Origin of the sequence: Microbacterium sp. 22215, from assembly GCF_052045655.1 — a bacterium.
Taxonomy (GTDB): Bacteria; Actinomycetota; Actinomycetes; order Actinomycetales; family Microbacteriaceae; genus Microbacterium; species Microbacterium phyllosphaerae.
In genome coordinates this window covers 398,551-417,541 of record NZ_JBQEPC010000002.1, presented here as the reverse complement: position 1 = coordinate 417,541, position 18,991 = coordinate 398,551, and the positions used below count along the sequence as shown (strand labels likewise).

General features: G+C 67.3%; 20 protein-coding genes. 18 read left to right on the top strand and 2 right to left on the bottom strand.

The features are described from left to right. The first annotated feature begins 30 nt into the window (after positions 1 to 30). Positions 31 to 432, top strand: coding sequence for a phage holin family protein (locus ACTJKH_RS05300; protein WP_259159580.1), 402 nt, complete (start codon positions 31 to 33; stop codon positions 430 to 432). 25 nt (positions 433 to 457) lie between these two features. Here ACTJKH_RS05300 and epsC read toward each other — a convergent pair whose 3' ends face one another. Beyond that, positions 458 to 1,027, bottom strand: a complete 570-nt coding sequence (gene epsC / locus ACTJKH_RS05295; protein WP_210097649.1) for a serine O-acetyltransferase EpsC — start codon at positions 1,025 to 1,027, stop codon at positions 458 to 460. 8 nt (positions 1,028 to 1,035) lie between these two features. Further along, positions 1,036 to 1,974, bottom strand: a complete 939-nt coding sequence (gene cysK / locus ACTJKH_RS05290) for a cysteine synthase A (RefSeq protein WP_210097650.1) — start codon at positions 1,972 to 1,974, stop codon at positions 1,036 to 1,038. A gap of 101 nt (positions 1,975 to 2,075) precedes the next feature. On the opposite strand from cysK, the gene prmC reads away from it, so the two are divergent. The 17 genes from prmC (at position 2,076) to ACTJKH_RS05205 (ending at position 18,930) form a co-directional block, all read left to right on the top strand. Continuing rightward, positions 2,076 to 2,936 (top strand): peptide chain release factor N(5)-glutamine methyltransferase, encoded by an 861-nt coding sequence (prmC, locus tag ACTJKH_RS05285; protein ID WP_440736022.1) that lies wholly within the window; start codon positions 2,076 to 2,078, stop codon positions 2,934 to 2,936. Between the two features lie 47 nt (positions 2,937 to 2,983). After that, complete coding sequence (locus ACTJKH_RS05280; protein WP_210097652.1) at positions 2,984 to 3,691, top strand: L-threonylcarbamoyladenylate synthase; 708 nt, start codon at positions 2,984 to 2,986, stop codon at positions 3,689 to 3,691. Continuing rightward, positions 3,688 to 4,857 (top strand): MraY family glycosyltransferase, encoded by a 1,170-nt coding sequence (locus ACTJKH_RS05275; protein ID WP_210097653.1) that lies wholly within the window; start codon positions 3,688 to 3,690, stop codon positions 4,855 to 4,857. Before ACTJKH_RS05280 ends, ACTJKH_RS05275 begins: the two co-directional genes overlap by 4 nt. Beyond that, positions 4,854 to 5,429: a hypothetical protein gene (locus ACTJKH_RS05270; RefSeq protein WP_259159573.1), complete on the top strand. Its 576-nt coding sequence runs from the start codon at positions 4,854 to 4,856 to the stop codon at positions 5,427 to 5,429. Before ACTJKH_RS05275 ends, ACTJKH_RS05270 begins: the two co-directional genes overlap by 4 nt. Before the next feature lie 146 nt (positions 5,430 to 5,575). Further along, positions 5,576 to 6,358: a F0F1 ATP synthase subunit A gene (gene atpB, locus ACTJKH_RS05265; protein WP_210097654.1), complete on the top strand. Its 783-nt coding sequence runs from the start codon at positions 5,576 to 5,578 to the stop codon at positions 6,356 to 6,358. A 43-nt stretch (positions 6,359 to 6,401) separates the two neighbouring features. Further along, on the top strand, positions 6,402 to 6,638 hold the full coding sequence (gene atpE, locus ACTJKH_RS05260) for an ATP synthase F0 subunit C (RefSeq protein WP_042541851.1): 237 nt from the start codon (positions 6,402 to 6,404) through the stop codon (positions 6,636 to 6,638). Between the two features lie 27 nt (positions 6,639 to 6,665). Further along, on the top strand, positions 6,666 to 7,220 hold the full coding sequence (locus ACTJKH_RS05255; RefSeq protein WP_210097655.1) for a F0F1 ATP synthase subunit B: 555 nt from the start codon (positions 6,666 to 6,668) through the stop codon (positions 7,218 to 7,220). Next, positions 7,220 to 8,008, top strand: a complete 789-nt coding sequence (locus ACTJKH_RS05250; RefSeq protein WP_440736021.1) for a F0F1 ATP synthase subunit delta — start codon at positions 7,220 to 7,222, stop codon at positions 8,006 to 8,008. Before ACTJKH_RS05255 ends, ACTJKH_RS05250 begins: the two co-directional genes overlap by 1 nt. Before the next feature lie 47 nt (positions 8,009 to 8,055). Further along, positions 8,056 to 9,696, top strand: coding sequence for a F0F1 ATP synthase subunit alpha (gene atpA, locus ACTJKH_RS05245; RefSeq protein ID WP_045255377.1), 1,641 nt, complete (start codon positions 8,056 to 8,058; stop codon positions 9,694 to 9,696). A 20-nt stretch (positions 9,697 to 9,716) separates the two neighbouring features. Beyond that, positions 9,717 to 10,616 carry a F0F1 ATP synthase subunit gamma gene (locus tag ACTJKH_RS05240; RefSeq protein WP_210097657.1) on the top strand — a complete coding sequence of 300 codons (900 nt, stop codon included), beginning with the start codon at positions 9,717 to 9,719 and terminating at the stop codon, positions 10,614 to 10,616. 21 nt (positions 10,617 to 10,637) lie between these two features. Next, on the top strand, positions 10,638 to 12,092 hold the full coding sequence (gene atpD, locus ACTJKH_RS05235; protein ID WP_045255375.1) for a F0F1 ATP synthase subunit beta: 1,455 nt from the start codon (positions 10,638 to 10,640) through the stop codon (positions 12,090 to 12,092). Between the two features lie 2 nt (positions 12,093 to 12,094). After that, positions 12,095 to 12,355, top strand: a complete 261-nt coding sequence (locus tag ACTJKH_RS05230) for a F0F1 ATP synthase subunit epsilon (RefSeq protein ID WP_056308253.1) — start codon at positions 12,095 to 12,097, stop codon at positions 12,353 to 12,355. 60 nt (positions 12,356 to 12,415) lie between these two features. Further along, positions 12,416 to 13,162: a YaaA family protein gene (locus ACTJKH_RS05225; protein ID WP_440736020.1), complete on the top strand. Its 747-nt coding sequence runs from the start codon at positions 12,416 to 12,418 to the stop codon at positions 13,160 to 13,162. Between the two features lie 116 nt (positions 13,163 to 13,278). Then, positions 13,279 to 14,088, top strand: coding sequence for a large exoprotein (locus tag ACTJKH_RS05220; RefSeq protein WP_440736019.1), 810 nt, complete (start codon positions 13,279 to 13,281; stop codon positions 14,086 to 14,088). A 104-nt stretch (positions 14,089 to 14,192) separates the two neighbouring features. Then, positions 14,193 to 15,176 (top strand): aldo/keto reductase, encoded by a 984-nt coding sequence (locus ACTJKH_RS05215; protein ID WP_440736018.1) that lies wholly within the window; start codon positions 14,193 to 14,195, stop codon positions 15,174 to 15,176. Between the two features lie 105 nt (positions 15,177 to 15,281). Next, positions 15,282 to 16,046, top strand: coding sequence for a PP2C family protein-serine/threonine phosphatase (locus ACTJKH_RS05210; RefSeq protein ID WP_210097661.1), 765 nt, complete (start codon positions 15,282 to 15,284; stop codon positions 16,044 to 16,046). A 58-nt stretch (positions 16,047 to 16,104) separates the two neighbouring features. Then, a complete protein-coding gene (locus ACTJKH_RS05205; RefSeq protein WP_440736017.1) occupies positions 16,105 to 18,930 on the top strand; it encodes an FtsK/SpoIIIE domain-containing protein in 2,826 nt (941 codons plus the stop codon). Positions 18,931 to 18,991: the final 61 nt, after the last annotated feature.

The following is an 18,991-nucleotide window of genomic DNA, read 5'->3' as shown; positions in this document are numbered from 1 at the left end:
GGCTCGGTGCCGGAGCGATATGCTCAGCGCGTGATCACGTTCCTCTTCCGTGCGCTTCTGTACGTCGTGTCCGCCGGGCTCGGCCTCATCGTCGCGGACCTCGTGCTCGACGGATTCCAGATCCAGTGGGACAAGTGGTGGGGTTTCGTCATCTGCATCCTGATCTTCGCGATCGTGCAGAGCATCCTCGCCCCGTGGGTCAGCAAGATCGCCGATCGCTACGCGCCGGTGCTGATGGGAGGCATCGGGATCGTGTCCACGCTCATCGCGCTGGTGGTCGTCGTGCTGCTGCCGATCGGCGGTCTGCGCATCGTCGACCTCGCGGGCTGGCTGCTCGGCGCGGTGATCGTCTGGCTGGTCACGGCGCTGGGAAGCGTGCTGCTGCCACTGATCTTCCTGCGCAAGAAGGTCGACAAGGCGCGCGGCCGTTGAGGCGCCCGGCGGTCGCCGGAGAGTCTCAGATCGAGTAGTCGGGTGCGGTGAGCATCGCCTTGGTGTCTTCGCCGAGGATGCGTGCCCGTGCCTTCGCCGGGATGCCGACCAGGATGCTGTCGGCGGGAGCGTCGCGCGTGACCACCGCGTTCGCGCCGACCACCGATCCCTCGCCGATCGTGATCGGTCCGAGGATCTTCGCTCCTGCACCCACGGCGACGCCGTCGCCGAGCGTGGGGTGCCGTTTACCCGAGTCCCTGGTGCGGCCGCCGAGCGTCACGCCGTGATACAGCATCACATCGTCGCCGACCTCGGCGGTCTCGCCGATGACGACCCCCATGCCGTGATCGATGAAGAATCTCCGTCCGATCTGCGCGCCGGGATGGATCTCGATGCCCGTGAGCCAGCGCGAGACCTGAGATGTGCCGCGCGCCAGCAGTCGAAGCCGCCGACGCCAGAGCGCATGCGAGACGCGATGCGCCCAGATCGCATGCAGCCCGGGGTACAGGAGCGCGACCTCTGCCGCGCTGCGGGCCGCGGGGTCGCGAAGTCGGGCTGCTGCGATGTCCTCGCGCATTCGGCCGATCATGCCCATCGGACGGATCAGGATTCGCGCAGGTGCTCGTACAGGGCGGTCGAGAGGTAACGCTCGCCGAACGAGGGGATGATGACGACGATGGTCTTGCCTGCGGCCTCCGGGCGCTTCGCGACCTGCAGGGCTGCCCAGATGGCGGCACCGCTCGACATGCCGACGAGGATGCCCTCTCTGCGCGCTGTCTCGCGGGCGACCTCGATGGCATCGTCGAACGTGACGTCGATGACCTCGTCGAGGATGTCCCGGTCGAGGATGGGCGGCACGAAGTTCGGTCCGATGCCCTGGATCTTGTGTGGTCCGGGGTGGCCCTCGGTGAGGATGGGCGAGTCCTTGGGCTCGACGGCGACGATCTGCACGCCGGGCACGCGCTCCTTCAGCACCTGGCCGACCCCGGTGATGGTGCCTCCGGTGCCGATGCCGGCGACGAGGTAGTCGACGGCGCCCTCCGTGTCCCGGAGGATCTCCTCGGCCGTGGTCCGGCGGTGGATCGCGGGGTTCGCCTCGTTGGCGAACTGCTTCGCCAGCACGGCACCCGGCGTCCGGGCGGCGATGGCCTCCGCCTCGGCGACCGCGTGCGTCATGCCCTTGGTGGGGTCGGTGAGGACGAGCTCGGCGCCGAACGCCTTGAGGAGCATGCGCCGCTCCTTCGACATCGACGCGGGCATCGTGAGGATCACGTTGTAGCCGCGCGCTGCGCCGACCATCGCCAGGGCGATACCGGTGTTGCCGCTCGTCGCCTCGACGATCGTTCCCCCCGGCTTCAGCTCGCCGGACGCCTCTGCGGCGTCGACGATCGCGATGCCGAGCCGGTCCTTGACGCTCGACGCCGGGTTGTAGAACTCGAGCTTGGCGAGCACCGTCGCGCCGAGGCCCTCGGTGACCCGGTTCAGACGAACCAGAGGGGTGTTGCCGAAAGCGGTGGTGATGTCGGAGTGGATACCGGGCATGGGGAGAGCCTTCCTGTGCGGGGTGACTGCGGCTCCAGCCTAGGCGAGCGCCCCGGGGGGTCGGGCAATATGACACCTGCCAGCGCCCTACGCTGGTGGTCATGCCTGACATCTCCCTCGCATCCGCTGTGCATGCCGCCGCTCGGCGACTCGCGGAGGCCGGCGTCTCGGATCCTGTCGTCGATGCGGAGCTCCTCGCGGGTCACGTCCTCGGCTCGCGGCGAGGCGAGGTGCAGGCGGCCGTGATCAGGGGCGACGCGATCGCCGAGGAATCGGCCGCGGCCCTCGATGCGCTCGTCACGCGCCGCTCCGCCAGGGAGCCGCTGCAGCACATCACCGGGACCGCGCCCTTCCGCCACCTGGAACTCGCGGTCGGCCCGGGCGTCTTCGTCCCCCGGCCCGAGACCGAGACCGTCGTGCAGTATGCGATCGATGCCCTGCTCGGCTCGGCGCATCCGGAGCCGATCGGCATCGACCTCGGCACGGGCAGCGGGGCGATCGCCCTCGCCATGGCCACGGAAGTCCCTCATTCGAAGATCTTCGCCACCGAGCTCTCGCCGGATGCGTACCCGTGGGCCGTGCGGAACACGCAGGGCATCGCCAACCTCACGCTCGTCAACGAGGACCTCGCCCATGCGTTCGGTGAGCTCGACGGCACGGCATCCGTCGTCATCTCCAACCCTCCCTACGTTCCGGATGCGGCGATCCCCCGTGACCCCGAAGTGCGCCTGTTCGACCCGTCGATGGCGCTGTACGGGGGAGAGGACGGTCTCGACATCGTGCGCGTCCTCAGTGTTCGGGCTCTCGAGCTGCTGCACCCGGGAGGTCTTCTGGTCATCGAGCACGGTGAGCTCCAGGGCGAGGAGATCCGCAGCATCCTCACGCAGGACGGATGGCGTGCGGCGTCCACCCATCGCGACCTGACGCTGCGTGATCGGGCGACGACCGCGCTGCGTCCGTGAGGGCGGACACGCGCCGCTCAGGCATCCCCACGTAGAATCGGATCGTCATGTCCTCCATCTTCGATTGCGGCGACGAGGCCCAGCTCCTCGCCGGTATGCGTCACGCCCGCCAGGCCATCGCCCGCGGCGAACTCATCGTGATGCCCACCGACACGGTCTACGGTGTCGCCGCCGACGCATTCTCGCCCGCCGCGGTGCAGCGCCTCCTCGATGCGAAAGGGCGTGGCCGCGATCAGCCGCCGCCCGTCCTCGTCGGCACGAAGGAGACCCTGCACGCCCTCGCCGAGTCGGTCCCCGAGCCCGTGCAGAGGCTCGTCGACGCCTTCTGGCCCGGCGGACTGACCGTCGTCCTCCCCGCACAGCCGTCTCTCGTCTGGGATCTGGGCGACACCCAGGGCACGGTGGCCGTGCGGATGCCCGAGGGGCGCGTCGCTCTCGAGCTGCTGGCGGAGACGGGGCCGCTCGCCGTGTCGAGCGCGAACCTCACGGGTCGCGATGCGGCGATCTCCGCCTCGGATGCCGAGCGGATGCTGGGCGACAGCGTCGCCGTCTACCTCGCCGACGGCCTCAGCCGTGACGGCATCGCGTCGACGATCGTCGACGCGACCTCTCTCGTCCCGCGTGGCGCGGAGCCGACGACCGGCGGCGTGCGAATCCTCCGTGCGGGAGCGGTGAGTCGTGAGCGGCTGGAGGAGGTGCTCGGCGACCTGCTCGAGCCCGCCGAACAGCCGACGGAAGCTGACGGGGATTCGTGAAGCAGTACCTCTTCACGATCATCCTCACCGCCGCGATCACCTTCGCACTGACCTGGGCGGTCTGGAGACTGAGTCTGCGTTTCAAGCTGTACCCGGGGATCCGTGAGCGGGACGTGCACACGACGCCGACCCCCCGCCTCGGGGGCGTCGCGATCTTCCTCGGCATCGCCGCGGCGATCGGCGTCTCGGCCGCGAATCCGTTCTTCGCCACGATGTGGATGCCCCCGCAGACGATGTGGTCGATCCTCGCCGCATCGCTGTTGATCGCGATCATCGGTGTCGTCGACGATCTCTGGGATCTCGACTGGATGATCAAGCTCGGAGCTCAATTCCTCGCCGCAGCGATCATCACGGTGGGCGGGGGTCTGCAGATCCTGTCGCTGCCGTTCGGCGACCTGATCGTGTTCTCGAGCTGGTTGAGCATCACCATCACGATGTTCGCGATCGTCATCGTGATGAACGCGGTCAACTTCATCGACGGCCTCGACGGCCTCGTCGCGGGTGTCTGCCTGATCGCGAACGGCGTCTTCTTCGCCTACTCCTACATCCTGACGCGCGACACCGGCGCCTCGAGCTACTTCAACCTCGCATCGTTCCTCGCGGCCGTGTTGATCGGCGCCTGCCTCGGATTCCTGCCGTTCAACTGGAGTCCGGCGAAGCTCTTCATGGGCGATTCGGGTGCTCTGGTGCTCGGCCTTCTCATGGCGACGTCGGCGATCGCCGTGACAGGACAGCTCGAGCCCTCGGCCCTCGACCCGGAGCGCCTGGGTCGCTCCCAGCTCCTCGGCGCGTTCATCCCGATCCTGCTTCCGCTGCTCGTCGTGCTCCTGCCGCTCCTCGACTTCGGGCTCGCGGTGCTGCGCCGCATGAACGCCGGCAAGTCGCCGTTCTCGCCCGACCGCAAGCACCTGCACCACCGCATGCTCGACCTCGGACACCGCGATCGTGACGCGGTGCTGATCTTCTACGCCTGGACCGCCGTCATCTCGCTCGCCGTCCTCCTGATGTACGTGGGAGCCCGCGAGGACTGGCCGGGTCAGTACGTCCCGGGCGTCGTCTTCGGTGTCGTCGGCATCGTGGCCTGCCTCATCATCACCCTCAGCCCCACTCGCCGACGGAAGTCCGCGGCGTCTGCATCCGACCCGACACCCGTGGAGTCCCCGTGAGCCCGAGCCCTGTTTCCAGCAATCCGATCCTGCGGAAGACGCTGCTCTGGTCAGCCCTCTCGATGGTCGTGCTCGCGATCGTCGCGGGCCTGATCGGTCTCCTCGTCGGCGGGGGAGAGGGGCTCGTGAGCGGCCTGCTCGGCGTCGTGCTCGCGATGCTGTTCCTCGGGATCACCGCACTCAGCATCCTCATCGCCAACCGATGGTTCGGCGACCCGCTGTACGTGCAGCTGTTCTTCGCGATCGTGCTGGGCGGTTGGCTGCTCAAGCTCGGCCTCTTCGTCGTGATCATGATCGTGCTGAGCGGTCAGCCGTGGATACACCCGATGGTGTTCTTCCTCTCGATCGTGACGGGCGTCGTGGCGACCCTGGTCATCGATGTGATCGTCATCACGCGGATGCGGCTGCCGAACGTGAGCGACGCGTCCCTGCCCACCGAAGCGCCTGACGATCGCGCTCCCGGCGTGCAGCTGCCCACGGTCGTGCCGGAGGATCGTGCCCCCGGTCGTCATCACATCGTGCCGGAGCCCGGCGACCAGGACGGGCCGGCCGACGCCGCCCCGCGGTCTTAGGTAACCCTCTTATTCTGATAGTGTTGACAAGTGCCCGCCGCTCGCCCGCGAGCGCTTGCGCTTGAAGCACACCGACCATCGTCGCCCCGGTTCTGACCGGTGCCCCGAAGCTGGAGCCCGCGCTGTTCAATCTTGCTGCGACCCTGATGCCCAAACTCGCCTCTGACGGCGAGTTCCACGGACCTTCGATCGACGAATTCTTCCCGGAGATCCTCTTCAACGTGGCGGGTATTCCCGTCCACCGGATCCACCTGGTTCAGTTCCTCGCCGTCGTCGCGGTCGTGCTGATCCTGGTTCTCGGAACCCGCCGGATGAAGATCGTCCCCGGTCGATTCCAGAGCGTCGTCGAGATGGGGCTGGACTTCGTCCGCTCCAACATCGCGCACGATCTGCTCGGACGCAAGGACGGCAACCGATTCCTGCCGATCCTCACCACGATCTTCTTCATGGTGCTGTTCATGAACATCACGGGAATCATCCCGTTCCTGAACATCGCCGGAACGAGCATCGCGGCCGTGCCGCTGACGCTCGCACTCGTGAGCTACATCACGTTCATCTACGCGGGTATCAAGAAGAGCCCCGTCGGCTTCTTCAAGAACGCGCTGTTCCCGGCGGGCGTGCCGTGGCCGGTCTACATCATCGTGACGCCGATCGAGTTCCTCTCGACGTTCATCATCCGTCCGGTCACGCTGATGCTCCGACTCCTGATGAACATGGTCGTCGGCCACATGCTGCTGGTGCTGTGCTTCGCAGCCACCCAGTTCTTCTTCTTCACCGCAGGTGGCGGCTGGGCCGCTCTCGGTGTCGGAACCCTCGCCTTCGGCGGTGCCTTCACTCTCTTCGAGATTCTGGTCGCCGTTCTCCAGGCATACGTCTTCACCGTCCTCACCGCGGTCTACATCCAGCTCGCGGTCGCAGAAGAGCACTGAGCGGGTCGGCAACTGCCGTCCCACCCAACGAAAGGAAAAACCCGTGGACGCTACTACGGTTCTCGCAGACATCAACGGTCACCTCGCTTCGGTCGGCTACGGCCTCGCAGCAATCGGCCCGGCCATCGGTGTGGGCATCGTCGTCGGCAAGACCATCGAGGGTGTTGCTCGTCAGCCCGAGCTGGCCGGCCGCCTCCAGGTCCTCATGTGGATCGGTATCGCCTTCACCGAGGCGCTTGCATTCGTCGGCATCGCCGTCGGATTCATCCCCTTCCCGTAATCTCTACCGACTTCTGAAGGAGACAGGATGCTGAACGCTCTTGTCACGAACCTCGCAGCAGAGGGTGAAGCGCACAACCCGCTGATCCCTGCGTGGTACGACATCATCTGGTCGGGTCTGTGGTTCCTCGTCATCCTCGTCGTCGTGTGGAAGGTCGCCCTTCCGAAGTTCACGGCGATGCTCGACAAGCGGTCCGCCGCGATCGAGGGCAACATCGCCAAGGCCGACGAGGCGCAGAAGCAGGCTGAGGCCGCTCTCGAGGAGTACACCCGGCAGCTCGCCGAGGCACGCACCGAGGCCGGTGAGATCCGTGAGGCCGCCCGCGAGGACGGCAAGAAGATCGTCGCCGAGGCCAAGGACAGCGCATCGACCGAGGCCGCTCGCATCACCGCGACCGCGCACACGCAGATCGAGGCCGAGCGTCAGGCTGCTCTCGTCTCGCTGCGCAGCGAGGTGGGCTCGCTCGCGATCGACCTCGCCGGTGGCGTGGTCGGCGAGACGCTCTCTGACGATGCTCGCGCGACGGCGGTCGTGGACCGCTTCCTCGCCGACCTCGAGGCATCCGAGAAGGCGGCTCAGTAATGGGCAGCGCGACCACTCAGGCACTCGCGGCATCCACTCAGGCGCTTGCCGCAGCGAAGGACGTCACTCTCGACTCGGCCAGGGAGCTGTTCGCAGCTGCCAGGACCGTGGCGGAGTCGTCTCAGCTGAGCGGCGCGCTCACCGACCCCTCGGCTCCGGCCGAGGCGCGACAGAACGTCGTGTCGGCGGTCTTCGCCGGATTCTCTCAGGACGTGCAGAACATCCTGAAGACCGTCGTGGCCCAGCGCTGGTCCTCCTCGTCGCAGCTCGTCGACGGCATCGAGGAGCTGGCCATCCGTGCTGCGGCGATCTCCACTCCCCAGGCCGACATCGGGGGAGAGCTGTTCGGCTTCTCCCGGGTCATCGCCGCGAACGCGGATCTCGAGCTCGCGCTCGGAACCCGCCTCGGGGGAGAGGACGCCAAGGGTGCACTCGTCGAGAGGCTTCTGGCCGGGGGCGTCAGCGACGCCGCCGCGCTGATCGTCTCATCGCTGGTCCGCCAGCCGCGTGAGCGTCGTATCCGGCAGATGCTGTCGCGTGCGACGCGAATCGTCGCGGACCAGGGCGATCGGGTGGTGGCGACGGTGCACACCGCGAAGCCGCTGACCGACGCACAGCGCACGCGCCTGAGCGCCGCTCTCTCGCACCGTTACGACGGCAACGTATCCCTCAACGAGGTCTTCGACCCCGCCGTCGTCGGAGGCCTGCGCGTGCAGATCGCCGATGACGTCATCGACGGCAGCATCTCCGCTCGACTCGCCGACCTTCGCCAGAAGCTCGCGGGCTAACACGACTTCGCGCGGGGAACCGCGCACCCAGATACAAAGGGAAGACAATGGCAGAACTATCGATCAGCCCCGACGTCATCCGTGACGCGCTGAAGGACTTCGCCGCCGCCTACGAGCCCACCGGGGCAGCGGCGACCGAGGTCGGCACCGTCATCGATGCAGCGGATGGAATCGCGCACGTCGAGGGCCTGCCCGGCGTCATGGCCAACGAGCTCGTGGCCTTCGCGAACGGCACCAAGGGCCTCGCGCTGAGCCTCGACCAGGACCAGATCGGTGTGGTCGTCCTCGGCGACTTCACCGGTGTCGAAGCAGGCCAGGAAGTCACCCGCACGGGTGAGGTCCTCTCCGTGCCCGTGGGCGACGGCTACCTGGGTCGCGTCGTCGACCCGCTCGGAAACCCGATCGACGGCCTCGGCTCGATCGCCACCGAGGGCTCGCGTGAGCTCGAGCTGCAGGCGCCCGGCGTCATGCAGCGCAAGTCGGTGCACGAGCCGATGCAGACCGGCATCAAGGCCATCGACGCCATGATCCCCGTCGGCCGCGGCCAGCGTCAGCTGATCATCGGCGACCGCCAGACCGGCAAGACCGCGATCGCGATCGACACGATCATCAACCAGAAGGACAACTGGGAGTCGGGCGACGTCAACAAGCAGGTGCGCTGCATCTACGTCGCCATCGGCCAGAAGGGCTCGACCATCGCCTCGGTGAAGGGCGCGCTCGAAGAGGCCGGCGCCCTGGAGTACACCACGATCGTGGCAGCTCCGGCATCCGACCCCGCCGGCTTCAAGTACCTCGCCCCGTACACCGGTTCGGCCATCGGCCAGCACTGGATGTACGGCGGCAAGCACGTCCTGATCATCTTCGACGACCTGTCGAAGCAGGCCGAGGCCTACCGTGCCGTGTCGCTGCTCCTGCGTCGTCCGCCGGGCCGCGAGGCATACCCGGGTGACGTCTTCTACCTGCACTCCCGTCTGCTGGAGCGTTGCGCGAAGCTGTCCGACGAGCTCGGCGCAGGCTCGATGACCGGTCTCCCGATCATCGAGACCAAGGCCAACGACGTCTCGGCGTACATCCCGACCAACGTGATCTCGATCACCGACGGCCAGATCTTCCTGCAGTCCGACCTCTTCAACGCCAACCAGCGTCCGGCGGTCGACGTGGGTATCTCGGTGTCGCGAGTCGGTGGTGACGCTCAGGTGAAGTCGATCAAGAAGGTCTCCGGAACCTTGAAGCTCGAGCTCGCGCAGTACCGCTCGCTCGAGGCCTTCGCGATGTTCGCGTCCGACCTCGACCAGGCGTCGCGTCGTCAGCTCTCGCGTGGTGCGCGTCTGACCGAGCTGCTCAAGCAGCCGCAGTACTCGCCGTACCCCGTCGAGGAGCAGGTCGTCTCGATCTGGGCCGGAACCAAGGGAAAGCTCGACACGATCGAGGTCGCGGATGTCCTCCGCTTCGAGCGTGAGCTCCTGGACTACCTCCGTCGCAACACCAAGGTGCTCGACACCCTGCGTGAGACCAATGTCCTCGATGACGACACGGTGGCTGAGCTCGAGAAGCACACCGACGCTTTCCTCCTGGAGTTCCAGGGTGGCAAGGGGCAGGCCATCGGCGCTCCCGGTCACGAGGAGCACGGTGCGGCCGAGGCCGACGACGTCAACCAGGAGAAGATCGTCAAGGGTCGTCGCGCGTAATCGCGTGAGGAACTGATTTCATGGGCGCTCAACTCAGGGTCTACAAGCAGAAGATCTCTTCTGCTCAGACGACCAAGAAGATCACGAAGGCGATGGAACTCATCGCGGCTTCGCGCATTCAGAAGGCGATGGGACGCGTCAAAGCGTCCAGTCCCTTCGCGCGTGCCGTGACGAGGGCCGTGTCCGCCGTCGCGACGCACTCGAACGTCGACCACCCGCTCACCCGCGAGCCCGAGACGATCCGCCGCTCCGCGGTCGTGATCTTCTCGTCGGATCGGGGCCTCGCCGGAGCCTTCAACTCGCAGATCCTCCGAGAGGGTCTCGAGGTGGCGGAGCTCCTGCGCAGTCAGGGCAAGGAGCCGGTGTTCTACCTCGTCGGTCGCAAGGCCGTCGGTTACTTCCAGTTCCGTCGCATCGCGGCGGCCGCGGAGTGGACCGGCGACACCGACACCCCGTCGTTCCACACGGCGGAGGAGATCTCGGCCACGCTGCTCGAGGACTTCTCGCGCGGTGCGGACGAGGGCGGCGTCGACGAGATCCACCTCGTGTACAACCGCTTCGTCAGCATGATGACGCAGTCGCCGGAATCCGTGCGTCTGCTTCCGCTGGAGATCGCGGAAGCCGATGACTCTGATGCGGGAAGCGCCGTCTACCCGCTGTACGAGTTCGAGCCGGATGCCGAGACAGTCCTCGACGCGATCCTGCCGGTGTACATCCAGAGCCGCGTCTTCAACGCTCTCCTGCAGTCGTCTGCTGCCAAGCAGGCTGCGACGCAGAAGGCGATGAAGTCGGCCAGCGACAACGCCGACAAGCTCATCACCGACTACACCCGTCTGCGCAACAACGCGCGTCAGGCGGAGATCACGCAGCAGATCGCGGAGATCGTCGGCGGCGCCGACGCACTCTCGTCGAGCAAATAGACCATCAGGAAAGAGACGAAAATGACCACCACCGCCACGGCTGACCAGCCGGCGACCGCGGTCGTCGGGCGCGTCGCACGCGTCAACGGTCCGGTTGTCGACATCGAGTTCCCGCACGACTCGATCCCCGACATCTACAACGCACTGAAGACCACGATCACGATCGGCGACGAGTCCGTCGAGATCACGCTCGAGGTCGCTCAGCACCTCGGCGACGACCTCGTTCGCGCCATCGCCCTGAAGCCGACCGACGGCATCGTCCGCGGCCAGGAGGTGCGCGACTCCGGTGAGGCCATCTCGGTCCCCGTCGGCGACGTCACCAAGGGCAAGGTCTTCAACGTGATCGGCGAGGTCCTGAACCTCGAGCCCGGCGAGACGATCGAAGTCACCGAGCGCTGGCCGATCCACCGCAAGGCTCCGAACTTCGACCAGCTCGAGTCGAAGACCACCATGTTCGAGACCGGCATCAAGTCGATCGACCTCCTGACGCCGTACGTGCTGGGTGGAAAGATCGGTCTGTTCGGTGGCGCCGGTGTCGGAAAGACCGTCCTCATCCAGGAGATGATCCAGCGCGTCGCGCAGGACCACGGTGGTGTGTCGGTGTTCGCCGGTGTCGGTGAGCGCACCCGTGAGGGCAACGACCTCATCCACGAGATGGAAGAGGCGGGTGTCTTCGACAAGACGGCCCTCGTGTTCGGCCAGATGGACGAGCCGCCGGGAACGCGTCTGCGCGTCGCCCTCTCGGCTCTGACGATGGCGGAGTACTTCCGTGACGTGCAGAAGCAGGACGTGCTGCTCTTCATCGACAACATCTTCCGCTTCACGCAGGCCGGTTCCGAGGTCTCCACGCTGCTGGGCCGCATGCCCTCCGCCGTGGGTTACCAGCCGAACCTCGCCGACGAGATGGGTCTCCTCCAGGAGCGCATCACCTCGACCCGTGGCCACTCGATCACCTCGCTGCAGGCGATCTACGTGCCTGCCGATGACTACACCGACCCGGCACCGGCGACGACGTTCGCCCACCTCGACGCCACCACGGAGCTCTCGCGTGAGATCGCGTCGAAGGGTCTGTACCCGGCCATCGACCCGCTGACCTCGACGTCGCGCATCATGGACCCCCGCTACTTGGGCGAGGACCACTACCGCGTCGCCACCACGGTCAAGCAGATCCTCCAGAAGAACAAGGAACTGCAGGAGATCATCGCCATCCTCGGTGTTGACGAGCTCTCCGAGGAAGACAAGATCGTCGTGTCGCGTGCACGTCGCATCCAGCAGTTCCTCTCGCAGAACACCTACATGGCCAAGAAGTTCACGGGTGTCGAGGGTTCGACCGTCCCGCTCAAGGAGACCATCGAGTCCTTCGATGCGATCACGCGCGGTGACTTCGACCACGTCGCCGAGCAGGCCTTCTTCAACGTCGGTGGCATCTCCGACGTCGAAGAGCAGTGGGCGAAGATCCAGAAGGAGAACGGCTGACCATGGCACTGCATGTCAGCCTCGTCTCCGCGGATGCGGAGGTCTGGACGGGAGAGGCGAGCCTCGTGGTCGCCAAGACCGTCGAGGGCGAGATCGGCTTCATGACCGGCCACGAGCCGGTTCTGGCGATCCTCGCCCAGGGCGAGGTCCGGATCACGCAGACGGATGGCACCAAGGTGCTCGCCAACGCACAGGACGGCTTCCTCTCGATGGAGAGCGACGTCCTGACGATCGTGGCAGGCAACGCGGCTCTCATCGCCTGATCAGTTCAGTTCATCGCGTCCGCCTCGGNGGGGCGGACGCGTCTGTATCCCCGAGGTCCCATGAAGATCCTGCTTCCCCCGTCAGAGACCAAGCGACCCGGCGGCGACGGCGCGCCGCTCGACGTGAACACCTTGGCGCTTCCCGGACTGCACAGCGCACGTCATGCGGTGATCGACGCGCTCGTCGATCTCGCTGCCGACGAGGATGCCGCGCGCAAGGTGCTGAAGCTGAGTCCGAAGCAGTCGGGTGACGTCGCTCACAATCGGATGTTGCGCTCCGCGGCGACGATGCCCGCTGTGGACCGGTACACCGGGGTGCTCTACGACGCGCTCGACGCGCAGACGCTGTCGTCGGCGTCGCGTCGCTGGCTCGGCTCGCACGCATGGATCCATTCGGCACCCTTCGGCCCGATCGGTGCGCTCGACGGCATCCCGTCCTATCGCCTGGCAGCCGGAACATCGCTTCCCGGCGTGCCGGCGCTGCGCCGTCATTGGGCGGATGCGACCACAGAGGCGATCGCGGGGGAAGACCCGGCATTCGTCCTCGATCTGCGCAGCGAGGCGTACGTCGCACTCGGGCCGGTGCCTGCATCCGTCACCTCCGCGTACGTCAGGGTGGTCACCGAGCACGGGCGGGCGCTCAACCATTTCAACAAGAAGTCGAAAGGCCTGCTCGTACGCGCACTCGCAGAGGACCGCCCCCGCGTGCGTTCCGTGCGCACTCTGCGCACCTGGGCCGACTCGCGTGGTCTCGTGCTTCGCGTCGCGGCGGAACCCGGAATCCTGGAGCTCGTCGTCGCCGAGTGATCCAGCGTCATACAGGCGCGGACTCCCGCGTGTGTCGTTGCCTCATATATTGCCGCCCCGCTATGGTGGGTGACGCGGCGCGCACGGCGTCAGCTCCATCGGATCCGGAGGGATTCATGTACAACGACTATTACGACAGCGGGGCGGCCCTGGCAGGCTTCTTCGCTGCACTCCTGATCGGTCTGCTGTTCGCAGCGGCGTTCTACGTGATCGCGTCGATCTTCCTGATGAAGATCTTCGAAAAGGCCGGCGTGCAGGGCAAGTGGCGCGCATGGGTTCCCGTGTACAACATGATGGTCTTCGCCAAGCTCGGAGACGTCTCGCCGTGGGTGGTCCTCATCGGGATCGGCCTCTCCTTCATCCCCTACCTCAACTTCCTGACCAGCATCGCGCTTGCCGTCGTGCTGGCTCTCGCCGCATGGCGCATCGGCCTCAAGCTGCAGAAGGACGCCGTCTGGGTCGTTCTCTACGTGCTGCTGTCGATCGTCTGGTACGGCATCAACGCGTTCGACAAGTCGCGCTGGAACCCGAACATCGCGCCGGCTCCGTGGGCTGCGAACGGATTCCTGGCCGACACGACCGTGTGGCAGGGCATTCCCGTGCAGCCGCGACCGGCCGCAGGCCCGGGATACGGCGCTCCGCAGGGCTACGGTGCCCCCCAGCAGGGGTACGCGACGCCCGCGCCGCAGGGGTACGCGCCCCCGGCTCAGCCCGGCTACACACCTCCGGCTCAGCCGGGATACGCGCCGCCCGCCCAGCCCGGCTACACGCCTCCGGCCGCGCCGTCCGCTCCGGGCGCACCCGGTGTCCCGCCGGCAGCTCCGGCAGCGCCTCCTGCTGCTCCGCAGGTTCCGCCGGCACCGCCCGCAGCGCCTCCTGCTGCTCCGCAGGTTCCGCCGACGGATCCCACGCAGCCTCCGGCCTGATGATGTGACACAGAGCCCTCGACTCCGGTCGGGGGCTCTGTGCTGTCTCGGAGCGGTCTGCTCTCGATGCCGAGGGTGTCGGCGCGAGGCGATAGCGTGGAGACATGCTCATGTCGCAGCGCCGGGTCGGTGCCTCAGGACTCCTCGTCTCGTCGACGGGCCTCGGTTGCAACAACTTCGGTCGCGCCGGCACCGCCACCGAGTCGCTCGAGGGCACCAGAGCGGTGATCGACGCCGCGATATCGAACGGCATCACGCTGCTCGACACCGCCGACATGTACGGAGCGACCGCCGGCGCGAGCGAGACGCTCATGGGGGAGGCCCTCGCGGGGCGCCGGGACCGCGTCGTCCTGGCCACCAAATTCGGGCACGAGCGCGACATGGGATACGCCTTCCCCGCGGCACGTGGTTCCCGCCGCTACGTCCGTCGTGCCGTCGAGGAGTCGCTGCGTCGCCTCCAGACGGACTGGATCGACCTCTATCAGCTGCACCTTCCAGACGCGGGAACACCCATCGCCGAGACGATCGACGCACTCGACGGACTCGTCGCAGAGGGCAAGATCCGCTACTACGGGCATTCGAACTTCTCCGGCTGGCAGGTCGCCGAGGCGGAGTTCGTCTCTCGTGAGCGCCACACCGGGCGTTTCGTGTCCGCTCAGAACCACTATTCGCTGCTCGCTCGGGCGGCGGAGCGCGAGGTTCTCCCGGCCGTCGAACGCTACGGGCTCGGATTCTTCCCGTACTTCCCGCTGCACAACGGATTGCTCACGGGCAAGTTCACCCGCGAGGGAGGCCCCGCGTCGAGCCGGATCATGTCCGCTCGTCGCCATGTGTGGGAGAACGCACCGTGGGACGCCATCGAGGCGTTCCGCGATTTCTGCTCCGAGCGCGGCATCACCATGCTCCAGGCGGCATTCGGTTGGCTGCTGGCGAACCCCGTGGTCTCGAGCGTGATCGCGGGAGCCACGTCGGTCGAGCAGATCGAGGCGAATGCCGAGGCAGGAGATGCGTGGCGACCGGATGCCGAGGAACTGGCTCTCATCGATGACCTGTTCCCTCTGCCCGACGACCCGGGGGCGCGAGTGTGAGCGACTCGGTTTCCACTACGATGTGTGAGTATCCTGGGGCGGCCCGGCCCGCAGGAATTTCGGAGGCGACGAGTGTCTGACACGACGACGAAGACGCGAAGCGTCATGGTTGCGCAGCGCCCGCTGCTGCTGTCCTGGGCGGGCGTGACCGACGTCGGTCGGCGACGCGAGAACAATCAGGACGCGTTCTTCGCTGAATACCCTCTGTTCATCGTCGCTGACGGCATGGGAGGTCATGCTGGCGGTGAGATCGCGAGTCAGAGCACCGTGACCCGCCTCGAAGCCGTCGTCGCCTCCGGTGCGGTCGAGCGAGACGCCATCGAGGGTGCGCTGCAGCTCGCGGTCGGCGACATCGCCGATCATCCGGAGACGACCGACGAAGGCACCGGCACGACTCTCACCGGTGTCTTCCTCGAATTCGAGAACGACGAGCCCCACTGGGTGGCGCTGAACATCGGCGACTCGCGCGTGTATCTCCTCCGTGACGACCGCCTCGTGCAGGTGACGACCGACCATTCGGTGGTCCAGGAGCTTATCGCCGCGGGCAAGATCAGCCCGGAGGAGGCCGAAGGGCACCCGTACAGCAACGTCATCACCCGCGCGGTCGGTGCGAGCGAACTCACTGCGCCCGACTACGTCACGCTCGACGTGAGGGCGGGCGACCGCTTCGTGATCTGCTCCGATGGGCTGACGAAGGAACTGACGGACTACGGCATCCAGCACTTCCTCCGCGAGAACGCCGACCCCGGTGCCGCGGTCGATGCCATGCTCGCCGCCGCATTGGAGAACGGCGGCCGCGACAACGTGACGCTCGTCATCGTCCAGATCGCCGACGAGTCCTCCTCCACAACGGAGTCCGCAGCGGAGTAACGTCCCGTTCTCTGTGGAGGTCGCCCCCGCGACCCGCAGATGAGATCGACTGATGGGCATGGATTCCCTGCCCATCGCCATCCCCGTGGCCCCTGCGGCTGCACGCCGTCCGCCGATTCCGTTCGTGGCGGCCCTCGTCCCGGTCGTCGGCGGCGTGGTTCTCTGGCTCGTGACCGGTTCGCTGTTCTCGCTGTGCTTCGCTGCCCTCGGCCCGTTGATGGTCGTGGCGTCCCTGATCGACGGTGCGCGCTCTCGGCGCAGAGCGCACCGAGAGGCTGAGGCGCATGTGGCGGAGGCATGGTCGCAGGCCGAGTCGCAGCTCTCCCGACTCCACGACGAAGAACGCAGGATCCGGTGGCACCGGCACCCGGATGCGGCCGCCTGCCTGGCGCAGCCGCCGCTTCGGGGCCCCGATCTCCCTGATTCCCGCACCGAGATCGTGGTCGGCACGGGCCGCGGCGTCAGCGCTGTCAGAGCGTCCGGGGGTGAGGGCGAGCGCGAGCGTGACTTCCGGGAACGATGCTCGGCGCTCGAGGGGGTGCCGCTCACGGTGCCGATCGGCGGGGGCGTGGCGTTGCGCGGTGCCTACCCGGTCGTCGCGTCGGCTGCCCGGGCGCTCATGGTGCAGATGTGCCTGCGGTTCTCCGCGTCGCAGCTCACGGTCGTGGGAGGTGGACTGGAGCACTGGGGTGTGGCGGGGCTTCCCCAGGCTCGCGCGGCGCGACGAGGGGCGTTCCGGCTCGGTGTGAGCCAGGCCGGAGAATCTCGACCGGTCGCAGATGCAGTGATCGCGCTTCTCGCGCGTGACGAGGAGGTGCCCGAGGGCATCACGACGGTCATCGACATCATCGAGCCGAGACGCGCGACTCTGCGCACCCCGCAGGGGATCGTCGAGATGGAAGCCGAGTGCATGTCGCACGCGCAGGCGGTCGCCGTGGCACTGGCGCGAGCAGGAGAGGCGGAAGCGTTGGAGTCGCTTCCCTCAGGCGTGGCGCTCAGCGACCTCACGCAGCCGGGATCGGGGTCGGGCCTGGCTGCCACGATCGGGCGAGGCGAACGTGAGGAGATCGTTCTGGACATCGTCGACGACGGACCGCATGCCGTCGTGACGGGCACCACGGGGACCGGCAAGAGCGAGCTTCTGGTGTCGTGGGTGACTGCGATCTCGAGCAGCCACAGCCCCGACCGCGTGCTCTTCGTCCTCGCCGACTTCAAGGGCGGCACGGCGTTCGAGCCTCTCCGGATGCTTCCCCATGTGGTGGCAGTCATCACCGATCTCGATGACGAGGGGGCGCGGCGTGGCGTCTCCAGCCTCACGGCCGAGCTGCGCCGCCGCGAGTCCGTGCTGGCTGCGGCGGGCGCACGCGACGTGAGTGAGAGCGAGATGCCGCGCCTCATCATCGTCGTCGACGAGTTCGCGGCGCTGCTGCAGGAGCACTCCGACCTCGGGGCCGTCTTCACCGACATCGCCGCACGGGGGAGGGCCCTCGGAATGCACCTCATTCTGGGCACCCAGCGTGCCTCCGGCGTGATCCGTGATGCCCTCGCGGCCAACTGTCCGCTGCGGATCAGCCTGCGGGTCGGGGAAGCATCCGACAGCCGCGTCGTGATCGGAACGGATGCGGCGGCTGATCTCCCGGGTGGTGTCGAGGCGCGAGGGCTGGCACTCGCGCGACGCCCCCAGGATTCGGAGCCGGTTGCGATGAGGGTCGCTCTGACGAGTGCCGCAGACCTGCGAGCCGTCTCTGTGCAGTGGGAGCATGTGGACGTTCCGCAGAGCCCGTGGCTGCCCGCATTGCCTCGCGTCCTCCCGCTCACGGCTCTTCGCAACGACGCGAACCACGGTGAGGTCGTTCTCGGCCGCGCCGACGAACCGGAACGTCAGCGACAGCCTCTCGAAACCCTGTCGATCGGCGAGGAGCGCGGCATCGCGTTGCTGGGAGCGTCCGGATCCGGGCGCACATCCGCGCTCCGGGCCCTCATGAAGCAGCACCCGGACGCACTTCTGCTTCCGGTGGACTCGGAGCTGGCCTGGGATGCCGTCACAGATTTGGCCGACGGTCGGACTCGGCCCGCATTGGTGCTCTGCGACGACATCGACGCGCAGATCAACGATCTGCCGGTGGAGTACGCGCAGCATCTCGCTCAGCTGTGGGAGCAGATCATCCGAGGAGCCGCGGGCACGACTTTCGTCCTCACCGCCACACGCTCCGCGGGCGCCGTGGGGCGCCTTCTCGATGCGCTCCCGAGACGCGGCCTTCTGCGGATGCAGAGTCGCGTCGATCACCTGGCAGCGGGCGGAGACTCCGGCGGGTTCGAGCGCGATCGGCCGCCGGGGCGGATGAGGGTCGACGACCGTGAGGTCCAGCTGGCGTGGGTGCCTGAGGACCGTCTCAGGTCAGCGCACCTCCATCGCACGACGTCGCCGGGCGGTGGCCAGCAGGCGTGGTCACCACGCGCCGCCGTGACAGCACTGATCACACCGGGAGTCTCGACTGTCGCCGTCGCGGTTGCTGATGCCTATCCCGGGTGCGACGTCATCCCCTTGTCCGCTGACCTCCCGCAGGTTCCGGAGCAGTCCGGGCGATCGGTGATCCTGCTGGGGGAGCCCGACGCCTGGCAGCGCCACTGGACCCTCTGGCAGCGAGTACGTCGCGAGGGTGAAGTGCTCGTCAGGGCGGAGCACATCTCGGAACTCCGGCAGCTGGCCGGCGTGCGCCAACTGCCTCCCTACGCGCGATCTCACGCCGGACGCGCCTGGTCCCTCACCGGGGACTCGGGCCCACGGCGCGTCGTCATCCCCGCGCTCATTCCCGGGCGCCGAGGCGAGGGCGCTGAGGCGAGGGCGCCGTGGCGTGGGCACGGATGGGCGGACGGCGACTGACTGGTGCACCGGACGCCTGCAAGGGTCTCGCCCGACACTCCTGCTCCGGATTCGCGACCAG